13 protein-coding genes are annotated in these 18,773 nt (G+C 41.2%); 8 read left to right on the top strand and 5 right to left on the bottom strand.

Going from position 1 to position 18,773, the window contains the following annotated elements; all coding sequences use genetic code 11:
• Nucleotides 1–3: 3 nt before the first annotated feature.
• The gene (locus DYC50_RS07580; RefSeq protein WP_115249665.1) at nt 4–1,452 is read left to right on the top strand and encodes a sulfatase family protein; all 1,449 of its coding nucleotides are present in this window, start codon (nt 4–6) and stop codon (nt 1,450–1,452) included.
• Nucleotides 1,453–1,542: 90 nt separating this feature from the next.
• On the opposite strand, the gene tdeA is transcribed toward DYC50_RS07580, so the two are convergent.
• The 3 genes from tdeA to DYC50_RS07565 all read right to left on the bottom strand — a co-directional run bounded on the left by tdeA (nt 1,543) and on the right by DYC50_RS07565 (nt 6,127).
• The gene (gene tdeA, locus DYC50_RS07575) at nt 1,543–2,913 is read right to left on the bottom strand and encodes a toxin/drug exporter TdeA (RefSeq protein WP_115249664.1); all 1,371 of its coding nucleotides are present in this window, start codon (nt 2,911–2,913) and stop codon (nt 1,543–1,545) included.
• Nucleotides 2,914–3,008: 95 nt separating this feature from the next.
• Nucleotides 3,009–4,943, bottom strand: a complete 1,935-nt coding sequence (locus tag DYC50_RS07570; protein ID WP_115249663.1) for a MacB family efflux pump subunit — start codon at nt 4,941–4,943, stop codon at nt 3,009–3,011.
• Nucleotides 4,944–4,960: 17 nt separating this feature from the next.
• Nucleotides 4,961–6,127 carry an efflux RND transporter periplasmic adaptor subunit gene (locus DYC50_RS07565; RefSeq protein WP_115249662.1) on the bottom strand — a complete coding sequence of 389 codons (1,167 nt, stop codon included), beginning with the start codon at nt 6,125–6,127 and terminating at the stop codon, nt 4,961–4,963.
• A gap of 231 nt (nt 6,128–6,358) precedes the next feature.
• On the opposite strand from DYC50_RS07565, the gene glnS reads away from it, so the two are divergent.
• Complete coding sequence (glnS, locus tag DYC50_RS07560; RefSeq protein ID WP_115249661.1) at nt 6,359–8,017, top strand: glutamine--tRNA ligase; 1,659 nt, start codon at nt 6,359–6,361, stop codon at nt 8,015–8,017.
• Nucleotides 8,018–8,089: 72 nt separating this feature from the next.
• Nucleotides 8,090–8,530 (top strand): YcgN family cysteine cluster protein, encoded by a 441-nt coding sequence (locus DYC50_RS07555; protein WP_115249660.1) that lies wholly within the window; start codon nt 8,090–8,092, stop codon nt 8,528–8,530.
• 29 nt (nt 8,531–8,559) lie between these two features.
• On the opposite strand, the gene DYC50_RS07550 is transcribed toward DYC50_RS07555, so the two are convergent.
• Together DYC50_RS07550 and DYC50_RS07545 are read right to left on the bottom strand one after the other, a co-directional pair.
• Nucleotides 8,560–8,850 carry an addiction module antidote protein gene (locus tag DYC50_RS07550; protein WP_115249659.1) on the bottom strand — a complete coding sequence of 97 codons (291 nt, stop codon included), beginning with the start codon at nt 8,848–8,850 and terminating at the stop codon, nt 8,560–8,562.
• A gap of 2 nt (nt 8,851–8,852) precedes the next feature.
• Nucleotides 8,853–9,149, bottom strand: coding sequence for a type II toxin-antitoxin system RelE/ParE family toxin (locus DYC50_RS07545; RefSeq protein WP_115249658.1), 297 nt, complete (start codon nt 9,147–9,149; stop codon nt 8,853–8,855).
• Nucleotides 9,150–9,398: 249 nt separating this feature from the next.
• Here DYC50_RS07545 and malQ point away from each other — a divergent pair, with 249 nt between their 5' ends.
• From malQ to glgA, 5 genes are all read left to right on the top strand, one after another.
• Complete coding sequence (gene malQ, locus DYC50_RS07540; RefSeq protein ID WP_115249657.1) at nt 9,399–11,504, top strand: 4-alpha-glucanotransferase; 2,106 nt, start codon at nt 9,399–9,401, stop codon at nt 11,502–11,504.
• 9 nt (nt 11,505–11,513) lie between these two features.
• Nucleotides 11,514–13,868 (top strand): 1,4-alpha-glucan branching protein GlgB, encoded by a 2,355-nt coding sequence (gene glgB / locus DYC50_RS07535; protein ID WP_115249656.1) that lies wholly within the window; start codon nt 11,514–11,516, stop codon nt 13,866–13,868.
• A 25-nt stretch (nt 13,869–13,893) separates the two neighbouring features.
• Nucleotides 13,894–15,897, top strand: coding sequence for a glycogen debranching protein GlgX (glgX, locus tag DYC50_RS07530; protein WP_115249655.1), 2,004 nt, complete (start codon nt 13,894–13,896; stop codon nt 15,895–15,897).
• 31 nt (nt 15,898–15,928) lie between these two features.
• Nucleotides 15,929–17,236, top strand: a complete 1,308-nt coding sequence (gene glgC, locus DYC50_RS07525; protein ID WP_103852863.1) for a glucose-1-phosphate adenylyltransferase — start codon at nt 15,929–15,931, stop codon at nt 17,234–17,236.
• A gap of 75 nt (nt 17,237–17,311) precedes the next feature.
• Nucleotides 17,312–18,745: a glycogen synthase GlgA gene (gene glgA / locus DYC50_RS07520; RefSeq protein WP_115249654.1), complete on the top strand. Its 1,434-nt coding sequence runs from the start codon at nt 17,312–17,314 to the stop codon at nt 18,743–18,745.
• Nucleotides 18,746–18,773: the final 28 nt, after the last annotated feature.

Here is an 18,773-nt window from a genome sequence, read left to right as displayed (position 1 = left end):
CCAATGAAAAATGTAATTTATATTCTTTTAGATCAAGTTAGAAAAGATATGCTTGGTACTTATGGACATAAGATTGTAAAAACGCCGAATTTAGATCGTTTAGCGAGAGAAGGTGTTCGTTTTGATAATGCCTTCACGCCAGCTTCAGTTTGTGGCCCTGCTAGAACATCACTTTTTACAGGGCAAATGCCTTCTACCCATGGCATTATTCGAAATGGTGAAAAAGGTGGAACAGGAGAAATTCCGGCAGAACAACCACATATCGGAAAACTGAATGGCTATAATTGCTATGTTGCAGGAAAATGGCACGTTGGCACGAGATCTGTTCCAAGAGATTACGGTATTAAAGGGCATAATTTTGACGGATATGGCTACCCAGGCAGCCACGTTTATAAAAATTTGGTGTTTGATCAATCACCTACCCAGCCAAATCGTTACCCTGAATGGCTTGCAGAAAAAGGCTTCCCTACGCCAGAAGTCAGCCTAGCTTATTTTGGTGATAACCCACATTTAAGAGTACAAGAATTGTGCGGTTTACTTTCAGGAACAAAAGAACAAACGATTCCCTATTTTATTGTTGATGAGGCGAAAAGCTTTATTTTAGAATCTCTTGCTGAGCATAAGCCTTTCTTTACTTGGATTAATTTCTGGGGGCCGCATACGCCTTGCATTGTTCCTGAGCCTTATTATTCAATGTATGATCCAAAAGATGTCGTCCTTGATGAAAGTTTCTTTAAACCTTTAGAAGGTAAACCCGGCCATTATCGTACTATTTCTAAAATGTGGGGAATGTGGGAAGCGAGTGAAGAACGCTGGAAGGAAGTGATCACCAAATTCTGGGGGTATATCACCTTAATTGATGATGCTATCGGTGAATTATTTGACTTCCTTGAAAAACATAATCTTTATCAGGATTGTTTTATTGTTGCCACCGCAGATCACGGCGATGCAATGGGCGCACATAGAATGATTGAAAAAGGTGAGTTTATGTTTGATACCACCTACAATATTCCATTGATTATTAAAGATCCTGAATCTTCACGTATCAATGAAGTGGACGATAATTTAGTTTATCTGCACGATTTGACTTCAACTGTGTTTGATGTTGCTGGGCAAGCCGTTCCAGAAACCTTCCAGGGCGAAAGCCTATTGCCGATTTTGCGAGAAAATAAATCCAATGATCGTAAGGGGATATTAGCTCAACTTGCAGGGCATTTTGTTTATTTTGAACAGAGAATGTGGCGTAGGAAAGATTATAAATTGGTCTTCAATGCAAGTGATGTAGGAGAGTTGTATGATATTCGCAATGATCCTGAGGAGTTACATAATTTGTTTTATGACCCAGAATATCAGCAAGTGAAAAAAGAAATGTTAGAAGAAATGCGGGCAGAAATGCTGAAGTATAAGGATCCATTAGAAAACTGGGTATATCGTATTATTAATGAGATCTAACTCTTCTAAATAAGAGCCAAAAGAAAAAGTGCGGTAAAAAATTTCTGATTTTTTCACCGCACTTTTGTTTTAATCGTTATTCAATAACAATTATTTTGCGGAGTAATAGCCACCCATTGCGCTATATACGGCGTTTTCGCTTTGAATGAGGTTGTATTTTGCATTCAAAATGGAAAGCTCGGAGTTGCGTTCGGTGCTTGCGGCGTTTAACCATTCTCTTAGTTCTGCAATGCCTGCATCATAGCGGTTTTTGTAATATTGCGTGATGCGTTTGTTGTAGTTGTAGGTTTGCTGCAAGTTGGCGAAGTTTTGACGCGCTTGGTTGTAAGCAAAATAGTTGGTATCAATATCATTTAAGGCTTTGGTAATGCTTTGTTCAAAGTTGACAAGTGCAAGATCATAAGCCGATTCTGAAATTTTCACGTTCCATTTCACGGTGTTCCAGCTCAAGAATGGCAAGCTAATTCCTACTGTTCCGCCTGCGATAGGGGTGTTGAATGCGTTGTCAATTTTATTGCCGCTAGAACCTAAACTTCCGCCTAAGGTAATGGTTGGGAACCAGCTTTTTTGCATTGCTTTGGCATCTTTGAAAGCGCTGTTTAAGCGATATTGATAGCCTTTTACGTCTGGACGATTAGCAATGGCAGAAAGAGGCACATTAAGGTTTACCCCCACATTTTTTACTTTAAGAATATGCGGGTAATTCACTTTTAATGGATCACTTGGTTTTAAATTCAATAAGTTACGCAAGGTGGCTTCTGCTGTTTTCTTTTGCGTTTGGTAATTGATTAAGCTGTTACGCGCTGTTAAAACCGCTTGTTGCGCTTGATCGGAACTTGCGCGATCTGCAACGCCTTGGCGGAATTTATTTTGCATAATGCGGTTAATTTCGGAATAGTAATTGATGGTTTTATTCACGGTGCTAATCGCATCATTTAAGTAACCAAGTTGATAGTAGGTTAAGATTACGGAGTTGATTAATGAAATGCGCGCTGCTTCAAGATCTTGTTCGCTAGCAGCGTGTCGCCATTCTGCGGCAGAAGCTGAATCAGCTAAACGACGCCATAAATCTAGGGTGTAACTCACGTTTAATGCACCACCGTGGCTAATCACGGAAGAGCCGCCATCGTGAATATTTTTGTTAGCCGAAGAAGATACCGAACCACTGAAATTTGGTACTAAATTTGCGCCGATTAAATTCGCGTTATAAAGTGCCGTATTTACAGCAATGGCTGCTTTGGCTAAATCTTTGTTATTTTCCAAAGCTTGCTCAACTAATTGATTAAGCTGTGGATCTTTATACATCGTCCACCAATTTTCTTGAATGTTGTATTGTTTGGTTAATTCTTCATATTGTTGGAAATCTTGTTGTGACGCTTTGTAAGAATCGTCAAGATTCGCACAGCCAGCTAACAACACAGACAAGCCAATAGCAAGTGAGAGTTTGGATTGTTTTAACATCATTTTTTCCTTATTAAATAAAATCGTAAGCAAATAAAGTGCGGTGTAATTTTGCCGATTTTTTATTGCCTGATTGTTGAAATTTTATCAAAAAACTATTCCTGAGCTAAAGCGGTAATTGGATTTAATTGCGAAGCATTTTTTGCTGGCATATAGCCAAAAATCACCCCAATTAAGCTTGAGCAGAGCAGGGCGGCGATAATCGAGAAGGTGGAAAAGATCATCGTAAAATCTTTCACCAGCCAATTAAACACTGTGCCTAGCACCATTGATAGCACCACGCCAGTGATGCCACCAATCAAGCAAATTAGCACCGCTTCAATGAGAAATTGTTGCAGAATATTAAACTGCCGCGCGCCAATCGCCATTCGCACGCCAATTTCTTTGGTTCGCTCGGTTACCGAAACCAGCATAATATTCATCACCCCAATGCCGCCTACCACAAGGGAAATAATGGCAATGGAAGAAATCAGCAACTTCATTGTATTTGTTGTGCTTTCAATAGTTTGCTTGATCGTATCCGTGTTAAACACGAAAAAATCTTTTTTGCCGTGGCGCACGGTGAGCAGGCGAGTGAGATCTTTTTCTGCCACTTTAGAACTAATTTCATCACGAATTTTTACCGTGATTGAGCTAATTTTTTGATTGCCCGAAATTTTGTTCATCGCCGTTGTGTAAGGGATATAAATATTCAAACTTGAGCTATTCATTCCCATATTATTGCTCGTTGCCACGCCAATAACACGCAATGGTTTTTTATTAATCATTAAAACTTTGCCAAAGGGATTTTGATTGTTGAACACTTCGCGTAACGTGTTTTCATCAATCACGGCCACTTGTTCGCTATGTTTTACAGCGTCTGCGCTGAAAAATGAGCCTTCTGCTTTACTTAAACCGCGCACATTAAAATATTGCTCACCCACGCCACGCACTTGGGCGGTGAAACTTCGGTTACCGTAAGTGAGCGTGCCGTTCACCGAGCTATTTGGCGTAACACTGGCAATATAGCTTTGTTTGGCAAGCATATCGGCATCCGCCACGGTAAGGTTTTGATTTTTCGCCGCGCGCCGATCACCAAAGCCCGTACCGTTATAAATATCCATTGTGTTTGTTCCCATCGCATTGATATTGCTAAGGATTTTTTGTTGCGAGCCGTTACCCAAGGCAACCACGCAAACCACTGAAGTAATACCAATAATAATCCCTAACATTGTCAGCAAGGAACGCAATTTATGCGCCACAATGGCTTTAATAGACATTTTGAAGGATTCAAAAAATTGATCTTTATAAAATTGTAATCGGCTTTTATTGCTTTGCGGTATGATGTCTTGTTTTTGCGTAATGTGTTCCGATTTACGGCGATCTTCAATAATTTTGCCGTCTTTGATCTCAATAATACGATTAGCAAAATTTGCCACGTTTTTATCGTGTGTTACCAAAATAATGGTGTGGCCCTCGCTGTGTAGCTGAGTGAGAATATCCATCACGGTTTCGCCACTTTTGCTATCTAACGCGCCAGTAGGTTCATCGGCTAAAATAATTTCGCCCCCATTCATCAAGGCACGTGCAATACTTACACGTTGTTGTTGGCCACCTGAAAGCTGATTTGGTTTGTTTTCTAAGCGATCGCCTAAGCCTAATTTTTCTAATAATTGTTTGGCTCGTTGTAGGCGAGTAGTCTGATCGATGCCTGCATAAATGGCAGGAAGTGCCACATTTTCCACCGCACTTAGGGTTGAAAGCAGGTTATAGCGTTGAAAAATAAAGCCAAATTTTTTCTGCCGTAAATCAGAAAGCTGATCACGATTGAGTTGGCTGACTTCTAAACCATCGACTTTATAAGAGCCTGATGTCGCTGTATCTAAGCAGCCAATAATGTTCATCAAGGTGGATTTGCCTGAACCTGATTGGCCAATAATGGCAATAAAATCGCCTTTTTTGATGTTTAAATTGATGTCTTTTAACACCTGAGTGCGGTTTTCTCCTTCACCAAAAAATTTATTGATGTGGCTTAATTCAATAATATTCATAAAAAAACCACCGCACTTTATAAAATTCGAGGACCGCGGAAAGTATTTCCCACTTTTTCATCGCTGGTTACTTGCGAGGAAATCACTTTTTCCCCTTCTTTCAAACCATTTAAAATTTGCGTATTCATATCATCGCTTAACCCTGTAACAACGGTACGTTTTTCTACTTTATCGTTGTCTTTCAAAATATTAACAAAGGTTTCCTTTCCATCTTTGTGTAACGTGATAGTAGGAACAAGCAACGTATTTTGTGCATCGGCAATGATAATGGTATTTTGTGTCGTCATTCCAATGCGCAGTTGGTTATCAGGATTATTTATTAAGACATTAGCATAATAATAAACCGCACTAGTATCTGAAACGCTTTCTTTATATTCGTTATCCGTGAGCGTGGTGATGGCAGGATCAACGGAATGAATGGTGGAATGATAGACTTTGTCTGGCTCAGAAAGGGTAGTAAATTCCACAGCCATTCCAGCTTTCACTTTGGTGATGTCGCCTTCAGAAATTTCAGGTTTAATCAGCATTTTGCTTAAATCCGCCACTTGTACAATGGTTGGGGTCGTTTGGTTGGCGTTCACCGTTTGCCCTTCGGATACGGGAATGGACAGCACTGTACCGTCTAAAGGCGAAAGAATTTGGGTATATTGTAAATTGGTTTTCGCTGTATCTACTTGAATTTCCGCACGCTGAATGGCAGCTTCCACTTCAGAAATCGCCGCTTTGGCAGCAGATAAATTATTTTTCGCCGCATTCAGTTCATCTAAAGAAGTGGATTTACTCGCATATAATTTCGCAAGGCGATCATAGGCAGATTTCGCCACATTGTAAGCTACTTGTTTTGCATTTAGCTGAGCTTGGTAGGCTTTTAATTCCGCTTGTGCTGAATTTAACGCATTCACTTGATTTTTAGAGTCAATTTCTGCGATTAAATCCCCTTGTTTGATATGTTGCCCCAATACAACGTGAATTTTTTCAATTTTACCCGAGGCTTGCGCGCCCACTTCCACACGGTTATAAGCACGAACGGTGCCTGCGGTGATGACGGATTTTTTGATTTCGCCACGGCGCACATTTTCTGTTAAATAGGTGGTTTCTTGTTGATTAGAATGGTTGAAATAACTATAAGCACCAAATGCCACTAACCCAACGGCAAGTAGGGAAAAAATCGTTTTTTTACGCATAAAAACTCCGAGAAAAATAACAATCGTTTTATTCGATGATTATAGTAGAAAACCTTTCTTAAGAAGACCTTAAGAAAAATAAATTTACACTGAATGAACGTTCGTTCATTTTAGGGCGTGAATTGTATCATTTATCTAAGGAAAATCAACCGCACTTTTGAATTCTGCCGTTAAACATAGTAGAATGGACAACAATTTTTTTACAAAAATCGAGAATATTTTGAGGTCAAAATGAGCCATATTACAGAGAACGAACATCAACCAACCAATTTTATTCGTCATATTATTGATGAAGATTTGGAAACAGGGAAAGTAAACCACGTTTACACCCGTTTTCCACCTGAGCCAAATGGCTATTTACATATTGGCCACGCAAAATCGATCTGCTTAAACTTTGGTATTGCAGAAGATTACAAAGGCTTGTGTAACTTGCGTTTTGACGACACCAACCCTGTTAAAGAAGATGTGGAATATGTCGATTCCATTAAACAAGATGTGGAATGGCTTGGTTTCCATTGGGAGGGCAAGGCACGTTATGCGTCTGATTATTTCGATGCCCTTTACGGCTATGCCATTGAATTAATTGAGAAAGGTTTGGCTTACGTTGATGAGCTTTCGCCTGAACAAATGCGTGAATATCGAGGCACATTGACCGAACCAGGAAAAAACAGCCCTTATCGTGATCGTAGCGTGGAAGAAAACTTAGCCTTATTCGAAAAAATGAAAAATGGCGAGTTTGCCGAAGGAAAAGCTAGCTTGCGTGCCAAAATTGATATGGCATCACTGTTTATGGTAATGCGAGATCCAGTGTTATACCGCATTAAATTTGCGGAACATCACAATACAGGGAATAAATGGTGCATTTATCCAATGTACGATTTCACCCATTGTATTTCCGATGCGATTGAGGGCATTACGCATTCATTATGTACCTTGGAATTCCAAGATAACCGCCGTTTATATGATTGGGTGCTTGAGCACATTTCCATTAAACGCCCATTGCCACATCAGTATGAATTTTCACGTTTGAACTTGGAATATACCCTCACGTCTAAGCGTAAATTGTTGAAATTAGTGGAAGATGAAGTGGTTGATGGTTGGAACGATCCGCGTATGCCGACCATTTCAGGTTTACGCCGCCGTGGTTATACGCCAGCGTCAATCCGTGAATTTTGCCGCCGTATTGGGGTAACCAAGCAAGATAACGTGGTGGAATTTAGTGCGCTAGAATCTTGTATTCGTGATGATCTTAACCAAAATGCACCGCGTGCAATGGCGGTGATTAATCCATTAAAAATCGTGATTGAAAACTTTGACGGACAAGAAATGCTTTCTGCGCCAAATCACCCAAATCGCGAAGAATTAGGTCATCGCCAATTGCCATTTACTAAAGAAATTTATATTGATCAAGCGGATTTCCGTGAAGAAGCCAATAAACAATATAAACGTTTAGTATTAGGCAAAGAAGTGCGCTTGCGTAATGCTTATGTGATCAAGGCGGAGCGTGTGGAAAAAGACGCTGAGGGCAACATCACCACCGTTTATTGTACTTATGATCCTGAAACCTTAGGCAAAAATCCTGCGGACGGGCGTAAAGTCAAAGGCGTGATTCATTGGGTTTCTGCCACAGATAATGTGCCAGCTGAATTCCGTTTATACGACAAATTATTCACTGTGCCAAACCCAAGTGCGGCAGAAGAGCTTTACGAAGTGTTAAATCCAAATTCTTTGGTGGTAAAACACGGTTTTGTGGAAAAAAGTTTAGCTAACGCACAAGAAGAAAAAGCCTACCAATTTGAACGTGAAGGCTATTTCTGTACTGATAGCAAAGACAGCCACCCAGAACACCTGATTTTCAACTTAACCGTAAGTTTGAAAGAAGGGTTCTAATTCTTTTCTAAACAATAAGTGCGGTGAAAAATTGAGAAAATTTTTACCGCACTTTTTTATTGAATAATCACAATGCAATTAGAAAAAAACTTTTGGCAGCATAAATCACTGTTAGAAATGAATGAAGCAGAATGGGAAGCTCTGTGTGATGGTTGCGGCAAATGCTGTTATCGTAAATTTATTGAGGGCCGTGGGCGGCGCAAAAAGCTGTATTTCACTCGCATTGCCTGCAATTTGCTTGATTTAGACAGCGCGAAGTGCGGTAATTATGCGCAACGTTTCCAGCTTGAGCCAGATTGTACCAAGCTCACCAAAAAGAATTTGCCTGATTTCCATTGGCTGCCAGCCACCTGTGCCTATCGGTTATTATATGAAAATAAACCGCTGTTTGATTGGCATCCGTTAATTTCTGGCGATCCCAATAGCGTAAAGCTCGCGCATATTCCCATTGAAAACGGCATTCACGAAAAAGACGTGATTGATTGGTTTGAGTTTGTGATTGATGATGCCTAATTTGCACTTAGCCTTAAGTGCAAATTATTTTACAGACTGACACTCGGTTTTACTTGAAAGGTAAGATTTAAGGCTTTCATCACTTTTAGTACCGTTGCAAAAGTTGGGTTGCCAGACCCAGATAAAGCTTTATATAATCCTTCTCGACTAATACCCGTTTCTCTCGATAATTGGCTCATATTCCTTGCTTTGGCAATATCACCAAGTGCAGAAAGAATAAGTTCCATATTATCTTCTTGTAAAACTTCATTCAGATAAAGCTGCATTTCATCTTCATTATTGAGATATTCAGCCACATCAAAATCAGTTAATTTTTCCATTTTCAAACTCCCAGCTCCTTAGCTAATTGTTTGGCTTTTAAAATATCGTTAGATTGAGTGGATTTATCTCCACCACATAACAAAATAACCCATTCACCATTATGATTTTTCAAATATACCCGATAACCTTTTCCTTCAGTAATTCTCAGCTCTGATAAGCCCTCACCAATAGGCCTGACATCACCAAAATTGCCAAATGATAAACGTTTTAATCGTGCAAGAATTTTGATTTTCGCACGTTGATCTTTAAGATTTTTTAACCATTTATCAAAGGTTTCAGTACGCTTTATGGAAATCATCGTGATTATTAGGGAATTGAGAATAGATGCATTATAGCGCTAAATCTTTATTTGTAAACTGTAGTTATCAAATTGAATATTTCTTATAATCTGATTTGTCTATGCAAAATTCACTTTATATTTTCCACTTAATACCGAACAATCTTTATTTGACGAAGATCACGAATTTAAAGGAAACCGTTTGCTTTTAACTCATTGATTTGTAGAATGAAGTTAATTCTCCAGTATTTATGGTTGTTGGAAAAGCATATGGATATTAGCGCAACACTTCAAGCAAAGGCTGAGAAATTAGGCATAGCCATTTCTCATTATGATATTGATGGCAATTTGATTTATGCCAATCCAGAGAGTTTGGCGTATTTTATTGAGCTGCTTTTCTTACAGCGAGAAAATCCAGAGGACATAGAAAATAAAAGTGCGGTGCAATTTGATGATGTTTTTGTGGCGCTGGAGGGGGAAACCATTGTTTATGATATTGCACGGTTAAATCTCGACAGCCATATTCTTCAAGTTACCTTATTTAATGAACAACATCAGCCTGTAACACCACTTTCCTTTTCTAATCATCAACTTTCTTTTCCTGCGCAGCCTTTTGGCTATTATCTTTTACAGCTTTCCAGCCGCGAAAGAAACTACCACGTTCGCCTTTTCGTTAGCCCGAAAACCGCCTATCAACCTGCGATTTTTCAACAGCAAAAAGCGTGGGGCTTGAATGTTCAGCTTTATAGTTTACGCTCAGCACGAAATTGGGGGATTGGGGATTTTGCTGATTTGGCTTATTTGGTGGAACAGGGCGTGATGTATGGGGCAGAATTTATCGGGATTAACCCCTTACACGCAATGTATTCCGCTGTGCCTGAATGGGCAAGCCCTTATAGTTCAGCATCAAGACGCTATTTGAATTGGCTTTACCTTGCCATTGACCAGCTGCCTGAATATAAATTGTGTAAATCCGTGCAAAATTGGCTGAATCAAGAGAATATTCAACAGCAACTTGCGGCCTTACGCCAAGCAGAGCAAGTGAATTATACAGAAATTACGCAGCTAAAATTCACCGCACTTGAGAAACTTTATGCTTATTTCCAACGTAGCAGTGCGGCAAAAATGCAGCAACGACAAAAAGCCTTTGCGGATTTTGTTAAACAACAGGGCAAAGGCTTGTTATATCAAGGCCTATTTGAATGCTTAGATCGCCAAAGTTCTCATCAAGCCATTGAGCAAGAAAATCAAATTGGTTGGCTTGGTTGGCAACAATATCAACAACTTAATGATAAACAACGGGATAAATTAATCCGTCAGCATAAAGACCAAGTGATGTTTTATTGCTGGCTACAATGGCTGGCGCAAGAACAGCTCAATCATCTGCAAACCTTATGCCAAGCGAAAGGAATGCGCTTAGGTATTTATGGCGATTTAGCCGTAAGTAGTTCAAGGGGCAGTGCTGATGTATGGGCTGATCCGCAGCTTTATTGCGTTGATGCTTCTGTGGGCGCTCCGCCTGATCCACTTGGCCCAGTGGGGCAAAATTGGAATATTCCGCCTTACAACCCTACTGAATTAAAAGCCCGAGGTTTTCAGCCTTTTATTGAATTATTGCGGGCCAATATGCAGCATTTTGGTGTGCTGCGTATTGATCACATTATGGGGCTGTTCCGCTTATGGCTTATTCCCCCTGAAAAAACCGCCGCAGATGGGCTTTATGTGCATTATCCTTTTGCTGAATTAATGGCAATTTTAGCCATTGAAAGTCAGCGTAATCAATGTCTTGTGGTGGGCGAGGATTTAGGCACAGTGCCAGATGAAGTGCGGTGGAAATTAAATGAATTTCAGATTTTTTCCTATTTTGTGCTGTATTTTGAACAACGTAATTTGCAATATCCTGATAAGCACGCTTTCCCTATTAACGCCTTTGCCACTATTGGCACGCACGATGTTCCGTCTTTAAGTAGCTTTTGGCATTGCCGCGATTTGGAACTTTTCGCCCAACTTGGCGTGTTGCAAGGGGACGTGTTGAAACAGAAATATGATCAGCGTGTCATTGACAAACAGGCCTTACTCAATAGTCTGCACCGTGATCAATATTTGCCTGATGATTACTGGGGCGATGCGCTCAGTATGGCAATGCACCAAAACTTAATGCGGGTGATCCACCTTTATTTGGCAGAAAGCCAAACCAAGCTCATTGGCGTGCAGTTAGAAAATTTATTGGAGCAAGAAATTTCCTTCAATTTACCGGGGACGTCATTGGAATATCCAAATTGGCGAATGAGATTATCTCGTTCCATTGAAGAAATCTTTTCTGACGAAAAAATCACCGCACTTTTAACCGAAATTAACCAAGCGCGTCTGCGATAAGAGGTTTATATGAATAAATTCCTTCCACAAGAAACCATTAATGCGTTTTTCAACGGCACACATTCCGATCCGTTTTCCGTGTTAGGTATGCACGAAACCGAAAAAGGCATTGAAATCCGCGTGTTATTGCCTGATGCGGATAAAGTCGTGATTGTTAATAAAGAAAATCAACAAAAGGTGTGCGAATTAGATTGTCTTGATGAACGTGGTTTTTTCGCCGGTGTAGTGCCTGATACACGCAGTTTTTTTGCTTATCAGCTTGAAGTTTATTGGGGCAATGAACCACAAATTATTGAAGACCCTTATCGCTTCCACCCAATGATTCAAGAGCTGGATAATTGGTTGTTGGCAGAAGGTTCTCATTTACGTCCTTATGAAATTATCGGGGCGCATTTTATGGAATGTGAAGGCGTGTCGGGCGTGAATTTCCGTTTATGGGCGCCGAATGCGAAGCGGGTTTCTGTGGTGGGCGATTTCAACTATTGGGACGGTCGCCGCCACCCAATGCGTTTTCACGCGTCCAGTGGGATTTGGGAATTGTTTGTGCCAAAAGCAGCGCTTGGACAACTGTATAAGTTTGAAGTGTTAGATTGCAACGATCAGCTACGCTTAAAAGCCGATCCTTATGCCTTTAGCTCACAGCTTCGCCCTGATACGGCTTCACAAATTAGCCCATTGCCAGATGTGGTGGAAATGACCGAACAACGCCGCAAAGCGAACCAGTTCGATCAACCAATTTCTATTTATGAAGTGCATTTAGGCTCTTGGCGGCGTAATCTGGAAAATAATTTCTGGCTAGATTATGACCAAATTGCAGACGAGCTTATTCCTTATGTGAAAGAAATGGGCTTTACCCATATTGAATTTTTGCCTTTATCGGAATTCCCATTTGACGGCTCTTGGGGTTATCAACCCATTGGACTTTATTCGCCAACCAGCCGTTTTGGCACACCAGAAGGCTTTAAACGCTTAGTCGATAAAGCCCACGAAGCTGGTATTAATGTGATTTTAGATTGGGTACCGGGCCATTTCCCAAGTGATACCCACGGCTTGGTGGCCTTTGACGGCACGGCGTTGTATGAACACGCTGATCCAAGAGAGGGCTATCATCAAGATTGGAATACGTTAATTTATAACTACGGTCGCCACGAGGTAAAAAACTTCTTATCAGGCAATGCCTTATATTGGCTTGAACGCTTTGGTTTAGACGGCTTGCGTGTCGATGCAGTGGCATCAATGATTTACCGTGATTACAGCCGAGCAGACGGTGAATGGATTCCAAATCAATATGGTGGCCGTGAAAATTTAGAAGCCATTGAGTTTTTAAAACATACCAATTATGTACTTGGTACGGAAAATGCGGGCGCAATCACCATTGCGGAAGAATCCACGTCCTTTGCTGGCGTAACCCACCCACCGCAAGATGGCGGTTTAGGTTTCCATTTCAAATGGAATATGGGCTGGATGAACGACACCCTTGCCTATATGAAAAGAGATCCGATTTATCGCCAACATCATCACGATCAAATGACTTTTGGAATGATGTATCAATATAGCGAAAACTTTGTATTGCCACTTTCTCACGATGAAGTCGTACACGGCAAAGGCTCGCTGATCGGCAAAATGCCGGGCGATGCGTGGCAACAATTTGCTAATTTGCGTGCTTATTATGGCTATATGTGGGGCTATCCGGGTAAAAAATTGCTCTTTATGGGCAATGAATTTGCGCAAGGACGTGAATGGAATTATCAAGAAAGCCTAGATTGGTTCTTGCTTGATGAAAGTATTGGCGGTGGCTGGCATAAAGGCGTATTAAATTTAGTGCGAGATTTAAACCGCACTTATCAAAATCACCCTGCGTTATACCAATTAGATTGCGATCCAAAAGGCTTTAATTGGCTTGTGGTGGACGATTATCAAAATTCTGTGTTCGTGTTTGAGCGTTGCAGCCGCGATGATGAGCGCATTATTGTAATCAGTAACTTCACGCCAGTGCCTCGTTATGATTATCGCTTTGGCGTGAATGAAGCAGGCGTGTATGAAGAAATTCTTAATACGGATTCTTATTTCTACCAAGGTTCTAACGTAGGCAACCAAGGGGAAGTGGTGAGTGAAGAAATTCCAAGCCACGATAAAGATCATTCTATTTCCGTAACCATTCCGCCATTGGCAACCATTTATTTAAAATGGAAAAAGCCTGCAAAAAGTACAAAAAAAGCGCAAAGTACAAAAGCAGAAAAAGTGAAAAAAACTGAAAAAACGGATACAGCGGAAAAAGAACAAAAGGTGAAAACAGTAAAAGCGGCAAACGTAACGAAAGCCAATACAGCTAAAAGCAAAAAAGCCACGAAGAAAAAAGCATAAGTAAAACGGATAAATGGATAGCACAATGATCAGCACGGCAGTAGGAAAGCCTTATCCCTTAGGAAGTAGCGTTGAAATTTTGCAATATGCTTCAGGTAAGAAAAAAGTGGGGTGGAATTTTGCCTTATTTTCTTCCTGTGCAGAAAACGTCAAATTATGTTTATTTTTTGATGGACAAGAATTGCCACTGGAAATGTACCAAAGCGGTGATGTTTGGCATTTGTGGGTGGGCGATCTGCCTTATGGCACGCAATATGGCTTTCGTATTACGGGAAAAGACGGTGCATTGTGCAACCCACAAAAATTAATGCTTGATCCTTATGCCAAAGCTGTCATCGGCAAGCCAGATTTAAGTAGCGATGAAAAACGGCAATGGTTTTTGCTTAGTGATCTGAGAGATAACGCGCATCTTGCCCCAAAAGCCGTATTGGAAAGCGAAGCGTTTGATTGGCAAGGTGATAAACCCTTAGCCACACCTTGGGCAGAAACCATTATTTATGAATTGCACGTTAAAGGTTTCACGCAACTGAGAGAAGATTTGCCTGAAGCCATTCGTGGCACTTATGCGGGTTTAGCGCACCCCACAATGATTGCCTATTTAAAAGAACTCGGCATAAGTGCGGTGGAAATTTTGCCCATAAATTATCACCTTGATGAACCCCATTTACAGGAAAAAGGCTTAGCCAATTATTGGGGATACAGCCCTTTAGCGATGTTTGCGGTGGAATCGGAATATTGGTCGGGACAAGCTGACACAACGCCATTAAGTGAATTTAAAACAATGGTTCGCGCACTTCACCAAGCGGGCATTGAAGTGATTTTAGATGTGGTATTCAACCACAGTATGGAATCAGAAAAACACTTCCCGACATTTAGCCAGCGTGGAATTGATGATCGAACTTACTATTGGCAAAACGCGCAAGGGGAATATCTAAACGCCACAGGCTGCGGCAATACCTTAAATTTAGCCAATGATATTACTCGCCGTTGGGTGTTGGATTGCTTAATTTATTGGGTGGAAGAATGTCATATTGACGGTTTCCGTTTTGATCTCGCCACAGTGTTAGGTAGAGAAACCCCAGACTTTAACCCACAGACACAGCTGTTTGCAGAAATCGCTCAAGAACCACGTTTACAACACTGTAAATTTATTGCAGAACCTTGGGACATTGGCGAGGGGGGCTATCAAGTAGGCAATTTCCCGAGCTATTTTGCCGAATGGAACGACCGTTTCCGTGATGATATGTGCCGTTTTTGGCTGTGGAAAAGTGGTGAATTAGGTGGTTTTGCGCAACGTTTCGCAGGATCAAGCGATATTTATCAAAATGGCGATCGCAAGCCGCATAATTCGGTGAATTTTATCACGGCGCACGATGGCTTTACCCTGTGCGATCTCACCAGTTATAACGAAAAACATAATCTTGCCAATGGCGAGCAAAACCGTGATGGGCGTAACGAAAATTATAGTTATAACCACGGCATAGAGGGCGTGGAAAATATCCCTGATGACGTGAAATATCAACGCTTTCTAAGCGCTTGTGGCTTGCTAGGCAGTTTATTGTTAGCCAATGGCACGCCAATGCTGCTAGCTGGTGATGAATTTGGGCATAGCCAACAAGGCAACAATAATGCCTATTGCCAAGATAACGAAATCACTTGGTTAAATTGGCAGAAATTTCAACCGCACTTATTTGAAGCGGTAAAACAATTTATTGCATTGCGTAAAACGATCCCAAGCTTACAACGGGATCAATGGTGGACAGATGACAATGTGCAATGGCGCAATCCACAAGGGGAATTAATGCGTGTGGAAGATTGGCACAATCCCCATAGCAAAGCAATGCAAATTCAATTAGATGAAAATTGGTTACTTTTAATCAATGCAAAAGCAGAATTACAAACATTCTTGTTGCCAGATGGGAAATGGGAAGTTGTGTATAGCGGTGCATCGGTACAAATGCAAGGAAATCTATGGGCTGTAAATGATCTCGCATTCGTATGCTGCACGAGAAAAGGAAATGACTATTGAGCAATCAATAAATTAATGCGAGGAAAATGCAATGAGCAACAGTATATCAAAATCACCAAATAAATATGATCTTGTGAAAGATACCTTGGTGTTAATTTTAGCAGGGGGACGTGGCTCAAGACTTTATGAGCTAACAGATAAACGAGCAAAACCGGCACTTTATTTTGGCGGCAACAGACGAATTATTGATTTTGCGTTATCCAACTGTATTAACTCAGGGCTAAACCATATTGGTGTGGTTACCCAATATGCAGCACATTCATTATTACGCCATTTGCAAAAAGGCTGGTCGTTCTTGCCACAAGAGCGTGGTGAGTTTATTGATATGTTGCCAGCGCGTCAGCAAATTGATGATTCCACTTGGTATCGTGGCACGGCAGATGCGGTGTATCAAAATATGGCAATTATTCGTGATCATTACTGCCCGAAATATATTTTAATCTTAGCAGGCGACCATATTTATAAACAAGATTATAGCCAAATGTTGCTCGATCACGTTTCAAGTAATGCAAAATGTACCGTGGGTTGTATTGAAGTGGAACGCGAAAAAGCCTGTGAATTTGGGGTAATGGCGGTAGATGAAAATCTTAAGGTCAAAGCTTTCGTTGAAAAACCAAAAGATCCTCCAGCAATGGCAGGCAAACCAAATGTGTCTTTGGCTTCAATGGGGATTTATGTGTTTAACGCCGATTACCTCTACGATATTTTAGAGCGTGAAGTGAACACCCCTTACACTTCCCACGATTTCGGTAAAGATGTGTTGCCAAAATGTTTAGAAGAAGGCACGCTTTATGCCCACCCATTCAGCCGTTCTTGTATGGGACGCAACACTGATGGTGAAATTTACTGGCGTGATGTGGGAACATTGGACAGCTTCTGGCAATCCAACATTGACTTGGTTTCTGAAAATCCGCAGTTGGATATTTATGATCAGCGCTGGCCAATTCGCGGTAATCCAACGCAAACTTACCCGTCAAAATTCTTTTATAGCAAATCAGACATTAAACCAGTAGATAACTGTTTGATTTCGGGCGGTTGTGTGATTACTGATGCGTCCATTAGCTATTCTGTTCTGTTTGATCGCGTTACCGTGCAAGAAGGCTCATTGGTGGATCACAGCGTAGTGCTACCACAAGTCACCATTGGTAAAAATTGTACGCTCAAACGCTGTATCATCGATCGCCACAGTGTGATTCCAGACGGAATGCAAATTGGCGTGGATTTAGAACTGGATAGTAAACGCTTTAGAGTGAGTAGCGGCGGCGTCGTGCTAGTTACCGCTTCAATGTTAAAGAAGCTCAATGGTGAAAAAATCGCCTTTGAAGCCCATTTAGATTAATACAAAGCTAAGAGAAGTGCGGTGGAATTTTTATGGATTTTCACCGTATTTCTCTGTTTTAAGGAATAAAAAAGAATGAGAGTTTTACACGTTTGTTCAGAACTTTATCCGTTACTCAAAACAGGCGGATTAGCTGATGTGATGGGCGCATTGCCTTTTGCGCAACAGCAAATTGGAATGGACACCCGAATTTTACTGCCTGCTTATCCTGCCATTGCCGCAGGTATTCCTAACACCGTTGTGGTGGCGGAATTTGATAATTTTGCTGGGCATATTGTGCTACGTTATGGCGAATATAACGGGCTAGGCGTTTATTTAATTGACGCGCCGCATTTGTATGCCAGAGAGGGCAATCCTTACCACGATCAATGGTATAACGATTACGCTGATAACTATAAACGCTTTGCTTTGCTCGGTTGGGTTGGGGCAGAGCTTGCGGTGGGCTTAGATGCCTGGTGGCAAGCGGAAGTGGTACACGCCCACGATTGGCACGCAGGCTTAGCCAGTGCCTACTTGGCGGCGAAAGGTAGCCCCGCAAAATCGGTGTTTACCATTCACAATCTCGCCTATCAAGGGGTATTTTCTTATCATCATTTATTTGAGTTAGGGCTACCTTGGGAAATGTTCAATATTAATGGCTTAGAGCTACACGGGCAAATTTCCTATTTAAAATCAGGGCTTTATTATTCCGATGTGGTAACCGCCGTTAGCCCAACCTATGCCAAAGAAATCACCACGCCAGAATTTGGCTACGGCTTGCAAGGGTTGCTACAAACCTTAGCGCATCAAGGGCGCTTAGTCGGTATTCTAAATGGGGTTGATGAGCAAATTTGGAACCCGAATGTGGATCAGTACATTGAAGATCATTACAAATTAAAAGCAATGACAGGCAAACGCAAAAACAAAGAAAAATTACAGGCCTATTTCAACTTACCACAAAATCCAGAGGCATTATTATTTGTGATGGTTACCCGCCTCACGGAGCAAAAAGGCGTAGATTTACTTATTCAAAGTGCCGAAACCATTGTGCAACAAGGCGGTCAGCTTGCTTTACTTGGCTCAGGCGCACCGCATTTAGAAGAAGGATTACGCCACCTTGCAGAACGTTATCCTGAAAATATCGCAGTAAAAATTGGTTACGATGAAGCCTTATCACACCTAATTATTGCGGGTGGTGATGTGATTTTAGTACCAAGCCGTTTTGAGCCTTGCGGCTTAACCCAACTTTATGGTTTGAAATACGGCACATTGCCATTAGTGCGCGCCACAGGCGGCTTGGCGGATACAGTGGTGGATAGCTATTCTGAAAACATCAAAGCGCGCAAAGCCACAGGATTTGTGTTTAATGATGCCGATGCGCAAGGGTTAAGTTGGGCGATTAACAACGCCTTTGCACTTTGGCAAAAACAACGCCTATGGCAAAGCGTGCGCGTGGTTGCTATGGAGCAAGATTTCAGCTGGCAAATTGCGGCCAGACATTATCAAGATTTATATCAACGTATTTTATAGCGTCATTATATTTTGCCTAAAATCTAAG

Origin of the sequence: Avibacterium avium (genome assembly GCF_900454535.1) — a bacterium.
Classification (GTDB): Bacteria; Pseudomonadota; Gammaproteobacteria; order Enterobacterales; family Pasteurellaceae; genus Avibacterium; species Avibacterium avium.
Note: the sequence above shows the minus strand (reverse complement) of the source record. Positions and strands in the feature narration are given on the sequence as shown.

What these genes read in the sequence shown, in the direction of transcription:
- DYC50_RS07570 (WP_115249663.1), bottom strand. Translation starts at nt 4,943, where the DNA reads ATGAATATTATTGAATTAAGCCACATCAATAAATTTTTTGGTGAAGGA.
- DYC50_RS07580 (WP_115249665.1), top strand. Translation starts at nt 4, where the DNA reads ATGAAAAATGTAATTTATATTCTTTTAGATCAAGTTAGAAAAGATATG.
- malQ (WP_115249657.1), top strand. Translation starts at nt 9,399, where the DNA reads ATGGATATTAGCGCAACACTTCAAGCAAAGGCTGAGAAATTAGGCATA.
- DYC50_RS07565 (WP_115249662.1), bottom strand. Translation starts at nt 6,127, where the DNA reads ATGCGTAAAAAAACGATTTTTTCCCTACTTGCCGTTGGGTTAGTGGCA.
- tdeA (WP_115249664.1), bottom strand. Translation starts at nt 2,913, where the DNA reads ATGTTAAAACAATCCAAACTCTCACTTGCTATTGGCTTGTCTGTGTTG.
- DYC50_RS07545 (WP_115249658.1), bottom strand. Translation starts at nt 9,149, where the DNA reads ATGATTTCCATAAAGCGTACTGAAACCTTTGATAAATGGTTAAAAAAT.
- glgA (WP_115249654.1), top strand. Translation starts at nt 17,312, where the DNA reads ATGAGAGTTTTACACGTTTGTTCAGAACTTTATCCGTTACTCAAAACA.
- DYC50_RS07555 (WP_115249660.1), top strand. Translation starts at nt 8,090, where the DNA reads ATGCAATTAGAAAAAAACTTTTGGCAGCATAAATCACTGTTAGAAATG.
- glnS (WP_115249661.1), top strand. Translation starts at nt 6,359, where the DNA reads ATGAGCCATATTACAGAGAACGAACATCAACCAACCAATTTTATTCGT.
- glgB (WP_115249656.1), top strand. Translation starts at nt 11,514, where the DNA reads ATGAATAAATTCCTTCCACAAGAAACCATTAATGCGTTTTTCAACGGC.
- DYC50_RS07550 (WP_115249659.1), bottom strand. Translation starts at nt 8,850, where the DNA reads ATGGAAAAATTAACTGATTTTGATGTGGCTGAATATCTCAATAATGAA.
- glgX (WP_115249655.1), top strand. Translation starts at nt 13,894, where the DNA reads ATGATCAGCACGGCAGTAGGAAAGCCTTATCCCTTAGGAAGTAGCGTT.
- glgC (WP_103852863.1), top strand. Translation starts at nt 15,929, where the DNA reads ATGAGCAACAGTATATCAAAATCACCAAATAAATATGATCTTGTGAAA.